Origin of the sequence: [Clostridium] celerecrescens 18A, assembly GCF_002797975.1 — a bacterium.
Classification (GTDB): Bacteria; Bacillota; Clostridia; order Lachnospirales; family Lachnospiraceae; genus Lacrimispora; species Lacrimispora celerecrescens.
The window spans coordinates 5,146,550-5,167,762 of record NZ_PGET01000001.1; the positions used below are offsets into that span (position 1 = coordinate 5,146,550).

The following is a 21,213-nucleotide window of genomic DNA, read 5'->3' on the forward strand; positions in this document are numbered from 1 at the left end:
CTTTTTTATAATTCATTATAATAAGGTTAATTAGGTGATACCATTAAAAATGGAAGGAGAAGAAAAGTTATGAACTTAAGGAAGCTGTTAAGTTTGTTTCTGTCAGTTGCCATGTGTATGAATCTGTTAGTCGTGCCTGGCTTTGCGATGAAGACAGATTCAAACCTGACAAACGGGTATGGGGCAGAACGTTCCAGTGGGGGAGATAATAAGGCCAGCCCCAGTGAGGCGGACAAGGACACGGAGGTTGACATTCCAGAAAAGCCGGAAGAAGAGACGGGCGATAAGGGAGATACAGGTGACAAAGGAGATACAGGCGATAAGGGAGATACAGGCGACAAAGGAGATACAGGCGATAAGGGAGATACGGGCGCTGTGAAAGAGGAAGCCAGTGCTTTGGAACCTGTAGAAGAAAAGTCCGCACTTAACGACATCAGTCTGGCTGACCACGTGGTAATCAGTCAGGTATATGGCGGCGGAGGCAATAGTAATTGTATTTGGAAGAGTGATTTTATTGAATTGTACAATCCTACGGATGAAGATGTGAGCCTGGATGGGTGGTCAATACAGTGGTTGGCTAAAAACACGTTCAGCTCTTATAATCCTGTAGGCGAGGGACAGTTAACGAAACTTTCAGGGACCATTGAAGCTGGTGGCTACTACCTGATAAAGGAAGCAGATGGGGCGAATAAGGATGCGCCAGAACTTCCAGAACCTGATGCCGAGGGTAACATCAACATGGCTCAAGGAGGCGGGGCAGCGGCATTGTCCAAAAGCAGTGAGAAGTTATCAGGCAAAGAAGATGAGAATTTCGTTGATTTAGTAGGAATTGGCTCCACAGCGAATGAATATGAGACCGAGCCTACCGCTGCAATGTCAAATTCCACCGCTGCTATCCGCAAGGACCCGGCAGTTGATACCGACAACAACAGCGCTGATTTCAAGATTGGAAAGCCTGAGCCGCACAACAGTTCCTATGAGGAAGGCGGGAATCAGCCGGAAGAAACGAAATGCAAGACACCTGTTGCAACACCGGCTGCCGGACAGGTACTGAAAGGAACGCAGGTTACATTTTCTACGGCAACATCAGATGCTGTAATAGAGTACAATACGGAGTCTAATGATGCCGAAGAATGGATCGTATATTCAAATGCTGACAAGCTGCTGATTGAAGAACCGGTCACATATTATGTGCGCGCAGTAAAAGAAGGGCTGGAAGACAGTGAAATAGCTGAGTTTTCCTATACAATCCGTGAAGCCGGCAAAGTGATGACGATTAAAGATGTGCTGGCATTGGGACAGAACACAAAAGATGTGACTGTTACAGGGGAACTGTCATATCTGGCCACTACATATGGAAATCCGGTGCTCCAGTCCGAGATCGATGGCAGCCAGTACAGCATTTATATCTATGGAGCAGCGCCGGATGACGCCAGGATAGGTGATATCCTGGAAATCACGGGAGATTTCCAGATCCGCTATGGTATGCCCCAAATAACATCTACGAAAGATAAAGCAAAAGTCGCTGTCAAGCAGGATGAGGCGACGATACCGCCTGTGACGTATACCATCAGTCAGATAAAAGCCTTGGCTGGTACCGCTGATATAGAGAAAAGCGGACTTATTAACAGAGTTGTACTGATAGAGGATGTGAAACTTGGCAAGCTTAATACATCAGGCAGTACGCCTGTATCTGATGCAACAGGCACGATTAATATTTATCAGGCAGCTCCATATCCGGAAGGCGTCGAAGAAGGAGAGACAGTAGATCTGACTGCCATGATCGGCAGATATAATCAGACGATTCAGCTATACACCGGTACAGAAGAAAAAAATGGTTTTCCTGTTTATTATGTAAAAAATGACACCAAACCGCCAGTTATTACCTTAGGAACCTATATTGATGCAAGACCGGATCAGGAATATCCAATATCCGTCCAGGTCAGGGACAATGTGGGCGTGGCCAGTGTGGAGGTCCTTTTCGGTTCATCAGAGGCTATGCAAGACAAGTCACTGTCCATGACATTTAATCAGGATACGAATAACTATGAGGCTGTTATTCCGGCAGAAAACTTTGCGAAAGGGCAGCAGGCCTTATATATAAAATTCAAAGCGAAAGATAAAACCGGTCTCGAATCAGTAAGTGGGATCGTTACGATCGCTATCAATGACAAACCACAGGTACTGGCGGTTACTCCTGAGAGAAATAAAGCCACAGGAGATGTGAAAGCGCCTGAGATTTCTATCAAGCTGGCGAATAGCGGAAATAACCCATCGGTAAGTCTCACGCTCAGTAAGGCAGACGGCACTGCTGTTTATACAAACCAGTCTATGAATCTAAAAGAGACTGCCGCTGACGGCACAACCTATGCTTTTTCGCCCAAGGTGCTGGAAGACGGCACTTACAACGCGCAGGTGACGGTCGTTCGGGAAGATAAAGTGTCTTTTACCGAGAGTTGGAAATTTACAATTGGCAAGTCTGTCTTCACGGCGTATTTCGGACAGCTCCATGGGCATACGAACTATTCGGATGGTTCCGGATCTGTGGGAGATGGTCTTAATTATCTTGCAAGTATACCGGAAGAAGACAATGTACAATTTGTATCCTTTACAGATCATTCCAACTATTTTGATACAAAAGATGCAGCTAATCCAAAAGAGGCGCTGAATGACCCGTCTCTTATGACATCTGAGAGCAGGGCAATATGGGAGGAATACAGAGAGCAGACGAGAGCGTTTAATGAAACCAGTACCAGAAAGGCGTTATCCGGTTTTGAGATGACCTGGTCCGGCGGTCCCGGTCACATCAATACATTTGGCTCAGCAGGACTGGTCAGCCGCAACAATACCACGCTCAATGACAAGAAAAATGATGCAGGCTTAAAGGCGTATTATGACATTCTGACTGCTGATTCAGATCCGTTGGCGAATCTTTCACAGTTCAACCACCCGGGTAAGACGTTTGGTACATTTTCAGACTTTGCATATTATACACCTGCAAGGGATTCCAAAATGGTCTTAGTAGAAGTAGGTAATGGCGAAGGCTCCATCGGTTCAGGCGGATATTTCCCAAGTTACAATGAATATACGAAGGCACTGGATAAGGGCTGGCATTTGGCGCCTTCCAATAATCAGGATAATCATAAAGGGCGTTGGGGTAATGCGAATACAGCCAGGACAGTCGTCATCACAGATGATTTATCGGAGACAGGAATTTTAAGTGCGCTGAAAGACATGCATGTATATGCGACAGAAGATAAAAACTTGAATATCATGTATACGTTAAATGATCAGCTTATGGGAAGTATCCTGGATGTATCAGAAGATGTGAAAACGCTGAATATTTCCGTAAGCGTAGATGACCCGGATCCGTCTGATGTCATCAAAAGTGTTGAAGTAGTGACAAATGGCGGCGCAATAGCAGGAAAAAAGGAAGGCACTGGAAATAGCGGAGAGTTCACCTTTGAGCTTCCTGCGAAGAAAGGATATTATTACATACGTGTTACTCAGGCGGATAAAAATATCGCCGTAACGGCTCCTGTGTGGTATGGTTCAGCTGCAAAAGCAGGTATATCTTCCTTTACTTGTGATACAGACGTACCAGTGACAGGCGAACCGGTGAAGTTTACAGTCACAGCGTTCAATAATGAAGAATCAGATGCCACGCTTACAAAGCTGACTTTCAAAACTGGTGATAAGGTTCTTGAAAGTGAAGATCTGAACGTGAATTTAAAATCATTAGGAACTTACACTGTAAACAAAGCGTTTATACTTGATAAGGTAGGCGTAAATGAAATAGAAGTTACTGCCCAAATGGAACTGGAAGGAGATCGTAAGATATTCAGCTTTAGACTGGAAATCGATGTACGTGACAGTTCGAAGATGAAATATTTCGGGATAGATGCCAGCCATTATAATGAATATGTGAATGGAAACTATAAGGACAGTATGGGAAATTTCACTGCCTTAGCAGGAGATTACAATATCAGGATGGTCACACTTTACACAGGCGAGGAACTGATCGCCGCTTTAAAGGACGACAAATATGTTGGAATCTTGTTAAATGCGCCTTCCAGACGCGATGGTACGAAGCTGCGGGAGGATTATAAGAACTACACAGAGGAAGAACTTAATGCTATGAGAGCTTTTGCTAAAAAGGGCGGCAAGACAATTATGGTCTGTGCCTGGAGCGATACCTATGAGGCATATGATGGTTTCAAAGGTGATCCGTCCAAGGCAGAGGATCATATGTCGGCTCAGCAGAACAAGATCTTAGAAGCTCTTGGAAGTGCATTCCGATTTGCAGATGATGAGTTACAGAGCGATAGCAGTAATGACGGCAGAGTGATTGGCATCCTGAGCACCGATTATAATCAGCTGAACCCATATATGACCGGAGTGGAGGCAGGCCTTAAATTCAACACGTATGGCAATGCGGACATTTATGCAGTGGATGAAAGCGGAAAGCCAGTCCGTGACAGCTCCATGCTCCCATCAGGAGCGGCACCTCTGGTATATGCGCCGGCAGATACGAAGAGTCTGGATAAAGACGGAGTAGGATTATCAGGAGACGCATTGGCGAAATTAGATGGACGTTTTGTATTGGCAGCTACTCAGGAGCTTAATTTTAGCGATGGCGAATCATCTACGCTATATTTATCAGGATGTTCGACGATGAGTGATTTCCAGCTGACATTTGACAGTGCGGCCACCAATGATTACAGCAACTACCAGATTATGGCGAATCTATTAGAAAAGACGAATCAATTGCAGATCACGCCTATAAAGGAAGTGCAGGCGGCCGGTGAGGGCGAGCGTTTTATTATCGAAGGCATAGCTACGTCTAACGCCTCTGGATATGATAAAGAGACTGCTTTCTTTGATAGTATCTATATGCAGGATCATACTGGCGGAATTAATTTATTCCCTGTATCCGGAGATATCAGAGCAGGTCAGACCATCAGGGTATTTGGAAAAACTTCTTCTTATCAGGGAGAGAGGCAGCTGGCAGTAGAAAAGATTATGGTAATTGATCCGAATATAACGGAGCTGCCAAAGCCTGTAAAAGAAACTACGAAAGAAGCATATGAGGGCAAAAACCTCGGCAGTTTAGTCATGGTAAGCGGCAAGGTTATTTCTATAGATGCGCCGAATAATCTGGTAGAAACGATTATGCTGCAGGATGAGTCAGGTAAGCCCGCAAGAATATTTATTGACGGTTATATTACGAAGGATAAGGTGATAAAGGATTTGAAAATCGGTGCATATATGTCGGCAGTAGGACTTTCATCCAGAACTGTCATAGGCGATTCTGAGGATTCTGTGTCTCGTATACGAGTTCGTGACAGAGATGATGTGAAACTTGCTGAAGAACCCGAAAATCCAGAAAACCCCGAAAATCCTGAAAAACCAGAGCGCCCCAGTGACTCGGACAGAGATAGAGATTACGGAACGGTTACTTCCAATGTAGATTGGAAACAGAATGCCAGAGGCTGGCAGGCTCTCAAGAAAAATGGAACATTTGCGAAAAATGAATGGTATCAGTGTTCCTATAATGGCCGATTGTCGTGGTACCGCTTTGACACAGAAGGTTATATGATTTCAGGCTGGTATCTGGATGCGGATGGAAGCTGGTATTACATGAGTGAAAATCATGATGGCACATTTGGCGCTATGGTTAAGGGCTGGAGATGGATTAACGGAAAATGTTACTACTTCAATCCGGATAATCAGGCAACGCAATACAAATATGGCGCTATGCTTAAAAATACCACTACCCCAGATGGTTACACTGTAAACGCAAATGGAGAGTGGATAGTGGCTGGAGTCGTGCAAATCAGGTAGTACATAGCTTGACCACAGAATTCATAGCTTTTGCAGGTCAGAAATGTCTTATATTTACAGACGATCTGACCTGCTTCTTTTTATGATGCTATGGAAGGTGATGGAAAAAGATAATCTTTAAGAGTGTTATGATAAAAATGTGTAAATAGAATGGGATATTGTAGAAAAATATAAGAATAAATGTCGAAAATGATGGTGAACTTTGATGTATTATTTCAATGTGTGAAATAATATTTCGTAATAATTGGAATTCTTTGACAAAAAGAATTCATAAATATATAATGAAAACAGCTATAAGGAAATAGCAGGCATTTGGGCAGGGATCGCATTCCCATAAAGGCGAGGGAGAAGTTGGTAAAGGCACATAAATACGTGCGTTTTACGCCATAGAGCAGATATAAAAAATAATGGAGGAGATTACATGAAAAAAAGAAAACTATCCGTACTGTTGGCATCAGCCATGATCGTCAGTACACTGGCGGGCTGCGGAACTACCGCAAAGGGCACTGCGGTGCAGCAAAGCAATGGAAAAGACATTGTTAAGGCATTGCTTCCGCCTGTTTCTGCATCTTATCAGGATAAACTGATGGAATATGCAAAGGAATTTAACGAAGCCAATCCCGATCTGGAGCTGCAGATCACAACGGCAAGCTGGGAAGACATTACGCAAAAGCTGGATGTTCAGGTAAACGCAGGATCTCCGCCTGATATCGCATTTATCGGTTCTAATGGGGTCACGAAATATCTGGACACGGAAATGCTGGTGGACATTTCCAAATATGCAGATAAGGGTATGATAGAAGATTACAACGCGGACATTATAAACTATTTCAAAAATGGCGACGGGCTTTACGGGTTCCCTGCCTATGTGGAGGTACAGGCGATCGGCGGAAATAAAGCCATGCTGGAGGAAGCAGGAATTGACTGGAAGGGAATCCAGGAAAATGGCTGGACCTATGAAGAATTTAGGGAAGCCATCAAAAAGGGCGTTGTAAAGGACGGAGACAGCTATTCCCGGTACGGCTTTGTCTTTGCCTGCTCAGGCGTAGCGGCAAAGGATTATTTTTCGATTTTTGTAAAAAATGCAGGTATGCCTTCCGCCTTTAATAAGGATTTGAAGTATACATACACCAGCAGTCAGTTGGTTCCGTTCTTAAAAGACATCAGAGCCTTAATCGATGATGGCTCCATGCCGAAGGAACTAAGCTCCGTTGATGCGGGGAAACGATGGAACATGTTCTTAACCGGACAGACCATGATCACCGGCAAGGGACTGTCGGTTTTTGAAAAATCTGCTACCGATAATAATAAAAAGCTGGCTGCAAATGACGGAAGTGCAGTAGAAGGAAGCCAGGAGGTGGAATACATTGTATTGCCGGTTCCTACGTTCCAGGGTAATACCCAGCAGGCACAGGGAGCGGTAGATGGATATGTGTGTTTCCGTGGAAAGGATGAACCAAGTCAGGAGCATTTAAAGAACGTAGCAAAGGCTGCCTATTTCCTGGCAAGCGGAAAAAGAGCGGCAGAAACCTGTCAGGAACTTTATATCAGCCCCGTATGCAAGTCCGGAGAGGAAGAATTTGCAGCCCTTCCTCCTATGGAAGGCAAAAATGAGAATAATACAAAAGCAGTTAAAAATCTTGCCACCCAGGTTGCGGAAGCCAGACCTGACATTCCGGCTGATTTAGGGGCAAAGGCCATAAAAATTGAGGAAGAGGTTATTCTGCCAAAATTCCAGGGGTTATTAGCAGGAGAAATTACCCCGGAGGAGATGCACGAAGCCATTAAAAAGGCTGCAGTGGAGGCGTTTGGTGAGGAAGGCTGTGTCATGGATTAATGGGAAATGAGATCCATAGGTTTTCATGATTTACGGGCATTGGTAATCGTAACAGGTGCCAATGCCCATTTCTTATCTGTGGGATCATGATGCTTTTTAGAATGAAGGGAGAGGGGAAGGAGTATGCAGACAGCAAAGAAAAGAAAGCGGTTAAACAATGATGCCAAATGGGGGTATGTTTTCGTATTCGTGCCCATTGTTTCATTTATTATTTTCACACTATATCCGGTAGTACAGGCGGCGATTGTAAGCTTTCAATCCTATAAGCCCCTAAAAACAGAGTTTGTGGGATTAGCCAATTACAGTAACACATTGAAAAACGGACTTTTCTTTAAATCCATCTGGAACACTGCCGTGTATACGGCCGTAACGGTGCCCATCTCCATCCTGGTGGCATTTATCATCTCCATTCTGCTGGTTCCCTTTAAGAAAAGAAGCCAGTCATTTTTTAAAGCAGTATTTTATCTGCCCGGGATTGCATCGGGAGTAGCTCTCTCCTTTGTATGGAAATGGATATTTGATCCTCTGCCTAGCGGTCTGTTAAATTCGGTGATCCGGGCATTTGGGATCCAGAATCAGAACTGGCTGGGCAGTTCCCAGACGGCCATGCTGTCACTGATTATCATGACAATATTCTCAGGCCTTGGCTCTACTGTCATTATTTATGTGGCTGCATTGCTTGGGATTGATCCCACCTATTATGAGGTCGCCAATATTGACGGAGCAACCTTTTTGCAGAGAATCAAATACGTAGTATGGCCAATGGTCAAACCGACCACTGTTTTTCTGACGATCACCGGAGTGATCAATGCGTTTCAGGCATTTCAGACGGCGTATTTAATGACAGGGGGCGGACCGGATCATGCCACGACCATGGTAGGATTGTTAATATTTAACAATGCTTTCAAATATTTTAATTATGGGGAAGCATGTGCACAGGCATTGTTATTGGCAGGAATCATTGCGGTCTTTGCAGTCTTCCAGTTTAAGGTAATGGCTGCAGATGTTGAGTACTAGGAAGGAGGGCTGGTATGGGTTTATTCAGGCAATATGGGGAAAATCAAAGATATAAATCAGTGTTAAGAAACGGGGCTATGACAGCCATCCTGCTTTTATTGGCCGTCCTGACTCTGTTTCCGATTTATTACATGGTCATCTCATCCTTTGGACCGCCGAATGAGATTGGGGCAGCCAGTTATACTTTGTTCCCTAAATATGTAACATTGGATTCCTATAAATTCTTTTTTGGATTCAGCAAAAGCTCGTTCCGATGGATCGTAAATTCTATGATCGTTGCGGGCGTCGTCACATTAAGCAATGTGGTCTTTGCCGGAATGGCTGGATATGCATTTGCAAAAGTAAGGTTTCCGGGAAGTAAGATATTATTTTTCCTTCTGTTGTTTGCGATGATGGTGCCCTATCAGGTTACGCAGGTTCCATTGTACATACTGGTGGCCAATGTACTGAAGCTGACAGATACTTATACCGCATTGATCGTGCCGTCTCTGGTCACCTTCTACAACGTATTTATGGCGAAACAGTTCTTTTCTTCCCTTCCAACTTCTATTCTGGAAGCGGCAAGAACAGAAGGCTGCAACCAGTTTCAGATTCTGATAAAAATAGTCATACCTATTTCAAAAACAATATTATCCGTTATGGCGATCATGACCTTTATGGGCAGCTGGAATACCTTTTTCTGGCCGTTTCTGATATGCAACAATGAACAGATGCAGACCATTCAGGTCGGGCTTAAGAACTTCAGTTTTGCAAATACCACTTATTTTTCACCCATGATGGCAGGGGCAACGATTTCGGCATTGCCGATGTTTATTCTGTTCTTTACCTTGCAGAAATATTTTCTGGAAGGAGTAACGGTGGGCGCGGTGAAGGGATGACGAAAGGAAAGGGGGGAATCAATTGAACAGACCGTTTGTAATAGGAATGGATGGGGGCGGGACCTCCACCACTGTAATGGTAGCCGGACTTCATGGTGATTTGCTGAAAAGTTTTCGTTTAGGGCCTTTAAACATCAACGGACAGTCCCGGGAAGCGGCAGAACATACGTTGATGGATTTAAAGAGAGAACTGGAAACGTCAGGTATGAATATGAGTGACTGCAGAGGAATCTGCATTGGAGCAGCCGGAATCAGCAACCGGGATACGGCAGAATTGCTGAACCGGAATTTAAAACAACAGGGGATGCAGGGAGTGATCAGGCTGGTGGGAGACCATGAAACTGCCCTGGCAGGGGCGCTGGAGGACCCAGCCGGTGTCATACTCATTGCCGGAACCGGTTCGATTTGTTACGGGATCAATGAGACCGGAGCCAAGTTCCGGGCCGGCGGCTACGGACATATCATTGATGATGCCGGAAGTGCCTATGCCATCGGAAGGGATATTTTAAAAGCAGTGGTGAGGTCATCGGATGGGAGACAGGGTCAGACCGTATTGAAGGAAATAACATTCCGCTATCTAAAGATGGATTCTGTAGAGGACCTAATTACCTGGCTGTATCAGCCAGGGAGAAGCAAAAAAGAGATCGCCGCCCTGGCTCCCCTTCTGGAAGAAGGAATCAGGGAAAAGGATTCGGCTTCCGCCGGGATATTGGATCATTGCGGGGAGGAACTGGCGGAGCTGGCGGGAGCCGTACTGACTCATTTTCAATCTCCGGTCCCCCTGGTCGTAAGCGGAAGTGTATTAATAAAAAACGACGAAATATACCGCCTGTTTTGTGAAAAAGCGAAAGAAAGATTTCCTCAGCTGGAGATCATAAAGATGAGGGGGGAAGCTGCCCAGGGAGCCGTCAGGATCATATTACGGGAGACAGCGGAAAGGAACGGATATGAAACAATACCTGGCAATTGATATAGGAGGTACTTACATAAAGTACAGCCTTATGGATCCGGAATACCAGATTATTCATGAAGGAAGTACACCTACGGAAAAACAGCCGGCCGAGTTTCTCCAGCAGTTCATGGGGATCGTGGGAACCTATGTGGATCAGATAAGCGGCGTTGCAATCTGTATGGGCGGATTTATCCATCCGGTAACAGGAAAAAATACGGATTTCAGTGTTGGGGCTAATTTCAGGGCGTATTGTTTAAAAGAAGAGATTAACAGGAACTATCCGATTCCCGTTGTGCTTGAAAATGACAGTAATTGTGCCGCACTGGGAGAAATGGTACGGGGAGCGGGAAGGGGGTTCCGGGATATTTGCATAGTCACCCTTGGAACCGGGATTGGCGGTGCCATCATCATAAACCGGGATTTATACCGGGGCAGCCACTTTAAATCCGGTGAGGTGGGATTTACCAGGGTCGGCCTGCGGGATGTGGATGGAAAGCCGGCTGCAGAAGGAGCAGGAGCGACCTCTCTTCTGGTCAGAAAGGTATCGGAGATCCTTGGCAGGGATGTGGATGGAGCGTATATATTCAGCCATCTGGATCAGCCGGACATTGACCGGGTATATAGGGAATGGCTTTACAAGGGTGCAATGGTGATCGGTAACTTTGCTGTCACGGTGGATCCTGAGATACTGCTGATCGGCGGGGGAATCAGTGAAAATAAGATCTTTATAAGGGATATGAAAGAAGCGGTATATACCCTGTATCCCCACTTGGAACCATACACGGCCATCGAGGCCTGTGAGCAGGGAAATATGGCAGGGAGAATGGGAGCCCTGTATTTATTGCTGCAAAGCGTAGAAGGAGGCGTTCTGTTATGAAAAAAGGTGTGAAGATCGTGGCAATCGGAGGAGGGTCCAGTTACACACCGGAGCTTGTGGATGGATTTTTAAAAAGGTACAAAACCCTGCCTGTGAAGGAGCTATGGCTGGTGGATATCCCTGAGGGGAAGGAAAAATTACAGATCGTAGCTGAATTTGCAAAACGTATGGTAAAAAAAGTAGGAGTTTCAATGAAAATCCATACAACCCTGGACCGTAGAGAGGCTCTTTCCGGAGCTGATTTTGTCATAACCCAGCTGCGGGTGGGGCTGCTGCAGGCAAGAGTGAAAGACGAAAGGATCCCCTTAAAGCACGGGCTCCTCGGACAGGAAACCAATGGTGCAGGCGGTCTTTTCAAGGGAATGAGAACCATACCGGTTATTTTGGATATCTGTAAGGACATGGAGGAACTGTGCCCGGAAGCATGGCTGATCAACTTTACAAATCCGGTGGGCATGGTCATGGAGGGCGTGAACCGTTACAGCGGCTTCCGGAAGTTCATCGGACTGTGCAACGTCCCTTACGGCATGCATAAAGCGGTGGCAGATCAGCTTGGCAGGCCCATGGAAGAGGTGAATGTCACCATGGGCGGTCTGAATCATATGGTTTACGTAACCAGAGTGGAGGCAGATGGAAAGGACATAACGGAAGACGTGGTCAGCCATTGGGGGGAAGGCGGCGTTGTGAAGAATATAAAGGCAGTCAATTGGGACAAAGATTTTGTAAAAGAGCTTGGAGTGCTGCCGTGCTCCTATCACAGATATTATTATATGGCTAAAGAATATCTGGAAGAAGCCCTTGAAAAGTATGAAAAACATGAGACAAGAGCTGAGCTTGTGGAACAGGTGGAAAAAAAGCTGTTTGAGCTTTACCAGGACCCTGGATTGAATGAAAAACCGGAACTGCTTTCCCAGCGGGGCGGTGCTTATTACAGTGATTCGGCATGTAATCTGATTCATTCCATTTATAATGATAAGGGAGATATTCAGGTGGTAAACACCGTAAACAGAGGTGCCATAAAAAATTTCAGAAGTCATGAGATCGTAGAAGTCAGCTGCAGGATCACAAAGGATGGACCGGTTCCCTTAAACGGAGTGGAACTGCCATGGACGGTCAACGGTCTTTTGCAGCAGATCAAATCATTTGAGATAGCCGGCTGCCGGGCGGCCATAACCGGAAGTCCGCAGAAGGCCCTGCTGGCACTTATGATCAATCCCCTGGTGGGATCCCAAAAAGAAGCAAAGGCCGTGCTTTACGAGCTTCTGGAAGCACATAAAGAATATCTGCCTCAATTTTTCAGCCATAAGGAGTGATTTCGATGATATTTTTGGATCTGAATAAAGAGAATGCAGGAACCGCCTGTGAATTGTTTGAAGATGCGGTCCGGGCAAAAGAGGTATTGTTCCGGCCTTTTGAAAGCAAGAGTGACTTTTGCAGGTTTTTTATGGAAGACCAGGCAGAAGAGGTGCACAAAATCACCATTCTGGAGGAACATGGCTGGGGATTCGCATCCGGCTGCTTTTTAAGCGGCGAGAGCAGAGCCTATCTTTCCATGATTGTTGTAAAAAAGGAAATGCAGAGACAGGGAATCGGGAAAGCAATGCTTGCATGTCTGGAAGAGAGATTACGGAAGGAAAGCGGAGTTTCAAGGATAGAAATCGTTTTCTTTAATCCCATGACCTTTCCCTGGCAGATTCCCGGAAAAAAGACGGCAGATCATCCCAATGCTCCGGGAGTGGACGTGGGAAGCAATGCCTACCTTTTCTTCAAAAACTGCAGGTACCGGGATTTTGCCATGCAGAACAGCTATTATTTAGACCTTCATGATTATTCTGAGCCGGATTTTGCGGCAGACATCAAAGAAAGGTTGGAAAAAGAGGATATTACAATAGAAATCTATAATACTGACAGACATTACGGCATGGAAGTAATGATACATAAATTCCAAAATCCTTTATGGGAAAGAGACATTCTTGGGGAGACGGCAAAGGGAGAAAACAGCCGTCCCATTCTGATCGCAGCACACAATGGCAAATTGATCGGCTTTACAGGACCGCTGGATGTAGAAAAGAGCGGGAGAGGATATTTTTGCGGGATCGGTGTAGATCCCGATTACCGGGGGAAAAGGATATCAACAATCCTGTTCTGCAGGTTATGCATAAGCCTGAAGGAAAAGGGTGCAGATTTTATGAGCCTTTTTACAGGAGAAAATAATCCGGCAAGAAATATTTATGAGGCTGCAGGCTTCCGGATCGTGAGGACCTGGGCGGATATGAGGAAGGAATGGAAAGACGGATGAATGGGGAAAGAAAGTGCATCATGGCGATAGGAGGCCATGTGGGCGATGCAGAGCTGACAAGCGGCGGATTTCTGGCTACTATGGCACTTAAAGGTTACCGGATTGTTACTGTAGCATTGACCGGCGGGGAAAGAGGGAATCCGCCTGATAAGTCTGTGAAAGAATACAGGATACAAAAAGAAAAAGAAGCCGCTTCCTTTGCAGGAATGCTTCAAGGGGAGGCAGTGGTATTCCCTTACACAGATGGAGAATTGCCGGACAATGAGGAGGTAAGGTTTCGGCTTTGTGATATGATCCGGCAATACCGGCCTGCTGCATTGCTGACCCATTGGAAGAATAGCATGCACAAAGATCATGAAACAACCCACAGAATTGTTAAGGATGCTCAGTTTTTCGCAGGACTGTCCGGACTTCAAAGGGAAAACAGCGCTCATTTTGCAAAAGGACCCTACTATGCGGAAAACTGGGAAGATTCGGCTGGCTTTGAAAAATATATTTATCTGGAAGTATCAAAAGAAGGATTTGAACTATGGAAAAAGGCCATTGACACCCATTGGTTTGCCATGCACAGTCCATCGTTTCCCTATAAAGAATATTATGAGCATCTTATGAGGATAAACGGCTGTCTGGCAAGAACCGGGTACGCAGAGGCATTTGATGTGGATCAGGAACAAAAAAAGGTTATATTATCGGAAGTGTAAAGCCACTTCCGATAATCGGATGGGCGGGCTAAAAAACAGCCCTTTTATCTTCACTTGCGTTGTAAGCGAAGATAAGTTTATTATCTAAATTATAAAGAGGGTCAATATGGTGAAAAACGGAATCGATTGTGTGGACCGCTGGCATAAGGTCTTAGACGGGAAACGTCTGGGTCTGATCACTTCTATATCAGGCGTTGACTGTCATTTAAATTCTACCATCGACATACTTCATAAAAAATACCGGCTGACCGCCCTTTTTGGACCGGAGCACGGAGTCAGGGGTAATGTGGGAGCAGGCGGTAATGTTGAGGACTACATAGACAAGGATACCGGATTGCCGGTATATAGCCTGTACCGGAAAAATTTAAAGAGACTTACCAGGGAAATGTTAGATCAGGTGGATGCTGTCGTATATGATATTCAGGATATTGGAGTCAGATATTACACCTTTATATCAACGATGATCTATGCAATGGAGGAGTGCACAAGGTATGGAAAAGAGCTTATTATACTGGACCGTTATAATCCCCTGGGGGATCTGGCGGAGGGCAACTGCTTAAAGCCTGGATTTGAAAGCTTTGTAGGGACCTATCATCTGTGTATGCGCTATGGGCTTACGGTGGGAGAACTGGCCCTTATGGTAAATGAGGAGAAAAACCTTGGCTGCCGGCTGACGGTAATTCCCTGTGAGGGCTGGAACAGGTATACCATGCACCCGGAAACCGGTCATGTGTGGGTGATGCCAAGCTCGGGAATTCCAAGATATGAGACTGCCCTGGTATATGCGGGAACCTGCCTTTTTGAAGGAACGAATATATCAGAAGGAAGGGGAACTACGGCACCTTTTGAAATAATCGGTGCGCCATTTGTAGATGCAGGTAAGCTTGTAAAGCGTATGACAGAAAAAAGACTTCCAGGCGTGTTGTTTTCCCCGGCTTATTTTACACCCTGTTTTTCAAAGTTTAAGGGAGAAGCCTGTGAAGGAATCCATATTCATGTTACAGACAGCCGGGCCTTCCGGTCCACGGTCTGCGGTTTAGAGCTCCTTGATGCTATAAAGACCATTTATGAAGACCGCTTTGCTTTTCTGGATCCTTATGAGGGAAGCACCAGGCGAATGGAGGATCTTTTGTTCGGTTCAGATCAGCTGACAAAGAAAACAGCTTCAAAAGATGAATTGCTGGCCGGATTTGAGAGGGATGCAAAAGCGTTTTCTGAGCGTAAAAAAGCATATCATCTTTATAAATGAAAGAGGTGACTGGAGTTTGGGAGAAATGACATTAAAACAAAAGATCGGGCAAATGATCGTAGCCGGTTTTCCGGCTGGGGAATTAAGGGAAGACATGATTCGGCTGATAAGAGAGTATAAAGTAGGGAACCTTATCTTGTTTTCCCATAACATAGAAAGCAGGAACCAGCTGAAGGGACTTTGTGAGTCCATTCAAAGGCTGGTAAAGGAAGAAACCGGAGAATTTGCCTTTATCACCATCGACCAGGAGGGGGGAGTTGTAAGAAGACTTCCGGAGGGATCGGTCAGTATACCGGGAGCAATGGCTCTTACACAGACCGGAGATAAGGAGAATGCGTATGAGGCGGCACTTCTTACAGGACAGGAATTAAGAGAGCTGGGAATCAATTTCAATCTGGCTCCGGTACTCGATATTAATAACAATCCGGATAATCCGGTGATCGGTGTGCGAAGCTTTGGACCGGATAAGACCATGGTATCCGAATTTGGCTGTGCAATGGTGAAGGGATATTTAGATGCCGGAATCATGTGTTCTGTGAAGCATTTTCCGGGCCATGGAGATACGGCAGTGGATTCTCATCTTTCCCTGCCCTGCATCCGGAAATCCTATGAAGAGCTGGAGCAGGAAGAGCTGATTCCATTTATAGAGGCCTTCCGGCGGGGAGCCACAGCCGTAACCCTTGCCCACATTTTATTTCCAAGAATTGAAAAGGAACATTTACCGGTAACCATGTCAGAAACCATAATCCAGGGAATCTTAAGAAACAGACTGGGATTTGAAGGGCTGGTGATTTCCGACTGCCTGGAAATGAATGCCATTAAAGAATATTTCGGTACTGCTACCGGTGCTAAAAAGGCCATTATGGCAGGCGTGGATCTTGTATTCATTTCCCATACGGCAAGCCTTGCAGCGGAAGCAGCCAGGGAAATAGAGAGGGCAGTGGAATCCGGCGAGATCCCAATATCCCGGATAGACGATGCAGTGGAACGGATCCTGGCATACAAAAAAAGATATGCGGCACCCAATGCGAATGAGGGAAAGAAATCCCTTAAAGAAGCGGGAGAGTTTGTAAAATCACTGTATCGTGGCAGCATACGGTTTACGAACCGGGAAAGAGGATATGGCCATCCGCTGGGAAAAAAACCTGTATTTTTAAGCTGTTTTGCCTATCGTTCCACTTTGGCCTCCAGCCGTGTGATGGAGGATCTGCTGTTTGCAGCATATATGCAGGAAAGGTTTGGAGGAGATGCGTATTCTTTTTCCATAGATCCGGATTCAAGGGAAATAAATGAAGTACTGGAAAAGGTAAAAGATAAGGGATATACCAATCTTGTACTTGGCACCTACAATGGGCATTTAAACCGTGGTCAGAGTTCCCTTGCAAGAGAACTGGAAAAGTTAAGGATACCGATGGTCATGGCGGCATTTCGAAATCCCTATGATCTGGACGAAGTCGGTGATGGGGTTGATAAAATTGCGGCATATGAATACAGCAGACAATCCTTTGAGGCGGTGGTGCCTTTGTTTAAACAGTGAAGTTGTAATAGGGGAAATTCCATAGAACTGTATATAGATTCTTTTATCTTAAAGAATCTATATACAGTTAATTTATAATGCTGATATTGGAAACAGTATCTTCATTTAAAGTGATTCGTACTACGGTGTCCGCGGACAGATCAGTAACTGAAGCGCTTTCTTTTTCCATGCCTTTCGTAATGAAAGCAGAATCAGGAATGGTGTAGGTTTTTAATTCCCCGTTGCCGTTTATGCTGCAGCCGTTGAGCGCCAGGATGCAGATGGCTGCACATAATAGGTTTATGCTATTTTTTTCAAGCTTCTCACACCTTTCATGGTTTTGATTTCAGATAGGGTGTATCTGATGCGGTTGATTATAACGCATATTTCTTAAAAAGAACTGAAAAATTTATATGAATTCACCATCTTCAGGAATTCTTAACGCCTGTCTTCCCATTCTGTATCTTTTCTCATACAATATAAACATTCTTCATAGTGATACTTATCCCTTTTGAGGGTGAAGCGTCCTCGCCAGAAGAAAGCATTTGTTTGATTTCCTATGCGTATCAAGAGGGGGTGTAGCAGAAGTATTCATGAAATAATTGTTACTTTCCCCGTAGTATGTTAAAATGTTTTCATTAACAAAAGGAGGGATTGTTATGAAACGATTGGAAACTGACCTTCATCTCCATTTGGATGGATCATTATCCATTGAGACTGTAAAGCTGCTTGCGGCGCAGGTCGGATATGACTTTGAAGGGCAGGGCGGAAGGAAAAGCCTTGTTGCAGGGGAAAACTGTGAAAGCTTAGTGGATTATTTAAAGTGCTTTGATCTGCCGGGGATGCTGCTTCAGACAGAAGAAGCTCTGGAACTGGCTTCCCATCACTTGACAGAAGAGCTGGCTTCCCAGGGACTGATTCTCAGTGAGATCCGTTTTGCTCCCCAGCTCCATACGGGAAAGGGACTGACAAAGGAAAAAGCTTTAGAAGCGGTCATAAGAGGAGTGAGGAAGGGCACAGAAAAGTCCCATATGATAGCTGGGATCCTTCTTTGTGCCATGGTAAACGGGCCTGACCGGGAAAATGAGGAAACCTTTGAACTGGCCCAGGCCTATCTTGGAAAGGGCGTAGTGGGAGTGGATCTTGCAGGGCCGGAGGGTATGATCCCCATGGATCACTTTGAGCATCTTTTTAAGGAGGCCGGCCGGAGAGACATTCCCTTTACCATACATGCAGGAGAGTGCGGTGATTATGAAAATATTACAAAAGCGGTCCATTACGGAGCAAAAAGAATCGGACATGGATGTGCCGCAATCAAGTCAGAGGCATGTATGGACCTCTTAAAAAAGGAAAAGATTACCTTAGAGATGTGTGTGATCAGCAACCTTCAGACAAAGGCCGTTCCCTCCATAGGGGAGCATCCGTTAAAGGCCTTTTATGACAGAGAAATCCGGGTTACCTACAATACGGATAACATGACAGTTTCAGATACCACACTGGAAAAGGAAGCAGAGCTCATTAAGAAATATATGGGATTTACGGAAGCGGATCTAAGACAAATGAACCGGTATGCACTGGAAGCAGCTTTCTTTGAAAATAGACAGAAAGAAAAAATATTTGCATTTTTCGACAATAATAATTATAATGAATGATAACTACGTTTAAAAATAGGTGAAAACCAGGAGTGCAACAAAAGGGTGACGGCATATGGCAGATAATCCAATGATGGAAAAGAATAATTTGGCGGCTTTGGAAAAAGAACGTCCGGAAAAGCGGAAGGTGGATGTGGATCTGGAAGCTCCGGCTGATTTTACCAGCCCGGACGTACTTTATGAAGAGCTGGTCCGCAGTATAAGGAGATATCACCCTTCCGATGATATCACCATGATAGAAAAGGCATATCATATTGCGGATAATGCGCATAAGGACCAAAGGCGCAAATCGGGTGAACCGTATATCATTCACCCTCTTTGTGTTGCCATTATTCTGGCCGATTTAGAGATGGATAAAGAGACCATTGCCGCCGGGATCCTTCATGATGTGGTCGAAGACACGATCATGTCCTTAGATGAGCTGAAGGCGGAATTCGGGGAAGAGGTAGCCCTTTTAGTGGACGGCGTTACCAAGCTGACCCAGATATCCTGGTCCATGGATAAGATGGAGATTCAGGCTGAAAACTTAAGAAAGATGTTTTTAGCCATGGCAAAGGATATCCGCGTCATTATCATCAAGTTGGCGGACCGCCTTCACAACATGCGGACGCTGCAGTACATGAAACCGGAAAAACAGAAGGAAAAGGCAAAGGAGACCATGGAAATCTATGCTCCCATTGCCCACCGCCTTGGTATTTCCAAGATAAAGATCGAGCTTGACGATCTGTCCTTAAGATATCTGCAGCCGGAAATATATTACGAGCTGGCGGAGAAAATATCTTTAAAAAAGGATGCCAGGGAAACCTTTGTAAAGAGCATTGTAGATGAGGTGCAGGAACATTTACGGACCGGCGGGATCGAAGCCAGGGTAGATGGCCGCGTGAAGCATTTTTTCAGCATCTATAAAAAGATGGTGAATCAGAATAAGACTCTGGATCAGATTTATGACCTGTTTGCGGTTCGTATTATCGTCGACAGCGTAAAGGACTGCTACGCCGCCCTTGGGGTGATTCATGAGATGTATAAGCCCATTCCCGGCCGTTTCAAAGATTATATTGCAATGCCGAAACCCAACATGTACCAGTCTCTTCATACCACTCTGATCGGAAACAATGGGCAGCCCTTTGAGATCCAGATCCGTACTTACGATATGCACCGTACCGCAGAATACGGTATTGCCGCTCACTGGAAGTATAAGGAGAGCGGAAGCGGACAGGTGGCGGCAGGCAAAGAGGAAGAGAAGTTAAGCTGGCTGCGTCAGATTCTGGAATGGCAGAAGGACATGTCCGATAACAAGGAATTCTTAAATATGGTAAAGGGAGATCTGGATTTATTCTCCGACAGTGTTTACTGCTTTACCCCTTCCGGGGATGTGAAGAATCTTCCTGCTGGCTCCACACCCATTGATTTTGCATACTCCATACACAGTGCGGTAGGCAATAAGATGGTGGGATCCAGGGTCAACGGAAAACTGGTGAACATTGATTACGTAATTGAGAACGGCGACCAGGTGGAGATCATCACTTCCCAGAACAGCCGGGGCCCCAGCCGGGACTGGCTGAATATAGTGAAAAGCACCCAGGCCAAGAACAAGATCAACCAATGGTTTAAAACAGAACTGAAAGAAGATAACATCCTTCGCGGCAAGGAGATGGTGGACCGCTACTGCAAGACAAAGGGAATCAATTATTCTGAGATCAGCAAGCCGGAATACCAGGAAAAGGTCATGAAGCGTTATGCGTTCCGTGATTGGGAGTCAGTTCTTGCATCCATCGGACATGGGGGCCTGAAAGAGGGCCAGGTCATCAATAAGATGGTGGATGAACGGAATAAGAAGCTTAAGAAAGATGTTACGGACAACAGCATTTTAAATGACATAGAGGATATGAGCAACAGGCTGCCAGTCAAGAGACGCTCGGGCAGCGGAATCGTTGTAAAGGGAATCCACGACCTTGCAGTCCGCTTTTCCAAATGCTGCAGCCCGGTGCCGGGAGATGAGATCGTAGGCTTTGTAACCCGCGGACGGGGAATTTCTATCCACAGGACTGACTGCGTCAACGTCTTAAACCTGCCTGAGGATGAGCGGAATCGTCTGATTGATGCGGAATGGCAGGAATCGGAGGGTGATGACACCAAGGAACGGTATTCCTCGGAAATCAAGATATTTGCCAATAACCGGATCGGCATGTTTGTCGACATATCCAAGGTGTTTACAGAGAGGCAGATCGACATCACCTCCATGAACTCCAGAACCAACAAGCAGGGCAAGGCGACCATTACCATGACCTTTGACATTCATGGTGTGGAAGAACTGGGGAAGCTGGTTGATAAGCTGAGACAAATCGAAGGAGTCATAGACATTGAGAGGACTGCGGGATAACGCAGTTTTCT

13 protein-coding genes are annotated in these 21,213 nt (G+C 45.4%); all 13 read left to right on the forward strand.

Annotation, left to right across the window (positions count from 1 at the left end):
- Positions 1-69: 69 nt before the first annotated feature.
- Positions 70-5,844: a CehA/McbA family metallohydrolase gene (locus tag H171_RS23410; RefSeq protein ID WP_100307262.1), complete on the forward strand. Its 5,775-nt coding sequence runs from the start codon at positions 70-72 to the stop codon at positions 5,842-5,844.
- 421 nt (positions 5,845-6,265) lie between these two features.
- Positions 6,266-7,681: an ABC transporter substrate-binding protein gene (locus tag H171_RS23415; RefSeq protein ID WP_100307263.1), complete on the forward strand. Its 1,416-nt coding sequence runs from the start codon at positions 6,266-6,268 to the stop codon at positions 7,679-7,681.
- A gap of 123 nt (positions 7,682-7,804) precedes the next feature.
- Complete coding sequence (locus tag H171_RS23420) at positions 7,805-8,698, forward strand: carbohydrate ABC transporter permease (RefSeq protein ID WP_100307264.1); 894 nt, start codon at positions 7,805-7,807, stop codon at positions 8,696-8,698.
- Between the two features lie 14 nt (positions 8,699-8,712).
- Positions 8,713-9,576, forward strand: coding sequence for a carbohydrate ABC transporter permease (locus tag H171_RS23425; RefSeq protein ID WP_100307265.1), 864 nt, complete (start codon positions 8,713-8,715; stop codon positions 9,574-9,576).
- A gap of 22 nt (positions 9,577-9,598) precedes the next feature.
- Positions 9,599-10,546 carry a BadF/BadG/BcrA/BcrD ATPase family protein gene (locus H171_RS23430; RefSeq protein WP_100307266.1) on the forward strand — a complete coding sequence of 316 codons (948 nt, stop codon included), beginning with the start codon at positions 9,599-9,601 and terminating at the stop codon, positions 10,544-10,546.
- Positions 10,524-11,405 (forward strand): ROK family protein, encoded by an 882-nt coding sequence (locus tag H171_RS23435; protein WP_100307267.1) that lies wholly within the window; start codon positions 10,524-10,526, stop codon positions 11,403-11,405. The genes H171_RS23430 and H171_RS23435 overlap by 23 nt, the downstream gene beginning before the upstream one ends.
- Positions 11,402-12,718 carry a 6-phospho-beta-glucosidase gene (locus H171_RS23440; protein ID WP_100307268.1) on the forward strand — a complete coding sequence of 439 codons (1,317 nt, stop codon included), beginning with the start codon at positions 11,402-11,404 and terminating at the stop codon, positions 12,716-12,718. The genes H171_RS23435 and H171_RS23440 overlap by 4 nt, the downstream gene beginning before the upstream one ends.
- 5 nt (positions 12,719-12,723) lie before the next feature.
- The gene (locus tag H171_RS23445) at positions 12,724-13,704 is read left to right on the forward strand and encodes a GNAT family N-acetyltransferase (RefSeq protein WP_100307269.1); all 981 of its coding nucleotides are present in this window, start codon (positions 12,724-12,726) and stop codon (positions 13,702-13,704) included.
- Entirely contained in the window at positions 13,689-14,405 is a 717-nt protein-coding gene (locus H171_RS23450; protein WP_100307270.1) for a PIG-L deacetylase family protein, read from the forward strand. Before H171_RS23445 ends, H171_RS23450 begins: the two co-directional genes overlap by 16 nt.
- Before the next feature lie 106 nt (positions 14,406-14,511).
- Positions 14,512-15,654: an exo-beta-N-acetylmuramidase NamZ family protein gene (locus H171_RS23455; protein ID WP_100307271.1), complete on the forward strand. Its 1,143-nt coding sequence runs from the start codon at positions 14,512-14,514 to the stop codon at positions 15,652-15,654.
- A 25-nt stretch (positions 15,655-15,679) separates the two neighbouring features.
- Positions 15,680-17,191: a beta-N-acetylhexosaminidase gene (nagZ, locus tag H171_RS23460; protein WP_157803213.1), complete on the forward strand. Its 1,512-nt coding sequence runs from the start codon at positions 15,680-15,682 to the stop codon at positions 17,189-17,191.
- A gap of 638 nt (positions 17,192-17,829) precedes the next feature.
- Positions 17,830-18,822, forward strand: a complete 993-nt coding sequence (add, locus tag H171_RS23465) for an adenosine deaminase (protein WP_100307273.1) — start codon at positions 17,830-17,832, stop codon at positions 18,820-18,822.
- 73 nt (positions 18,823-18,895) lie between these two features.
- Complete coding sequence (locus H171_RS23470; RefSeq protein WP_100307642.1) at positions 18,896-21,202, forward strand: RelA/SpoT family protein; 2,307 nt, start codon at positions 18,896-18,898, stop codon at positions 21,200-21,202.
- The last annotated feature ends 11 nt before the right edge of the window (positions 21,203-21,213 follow it).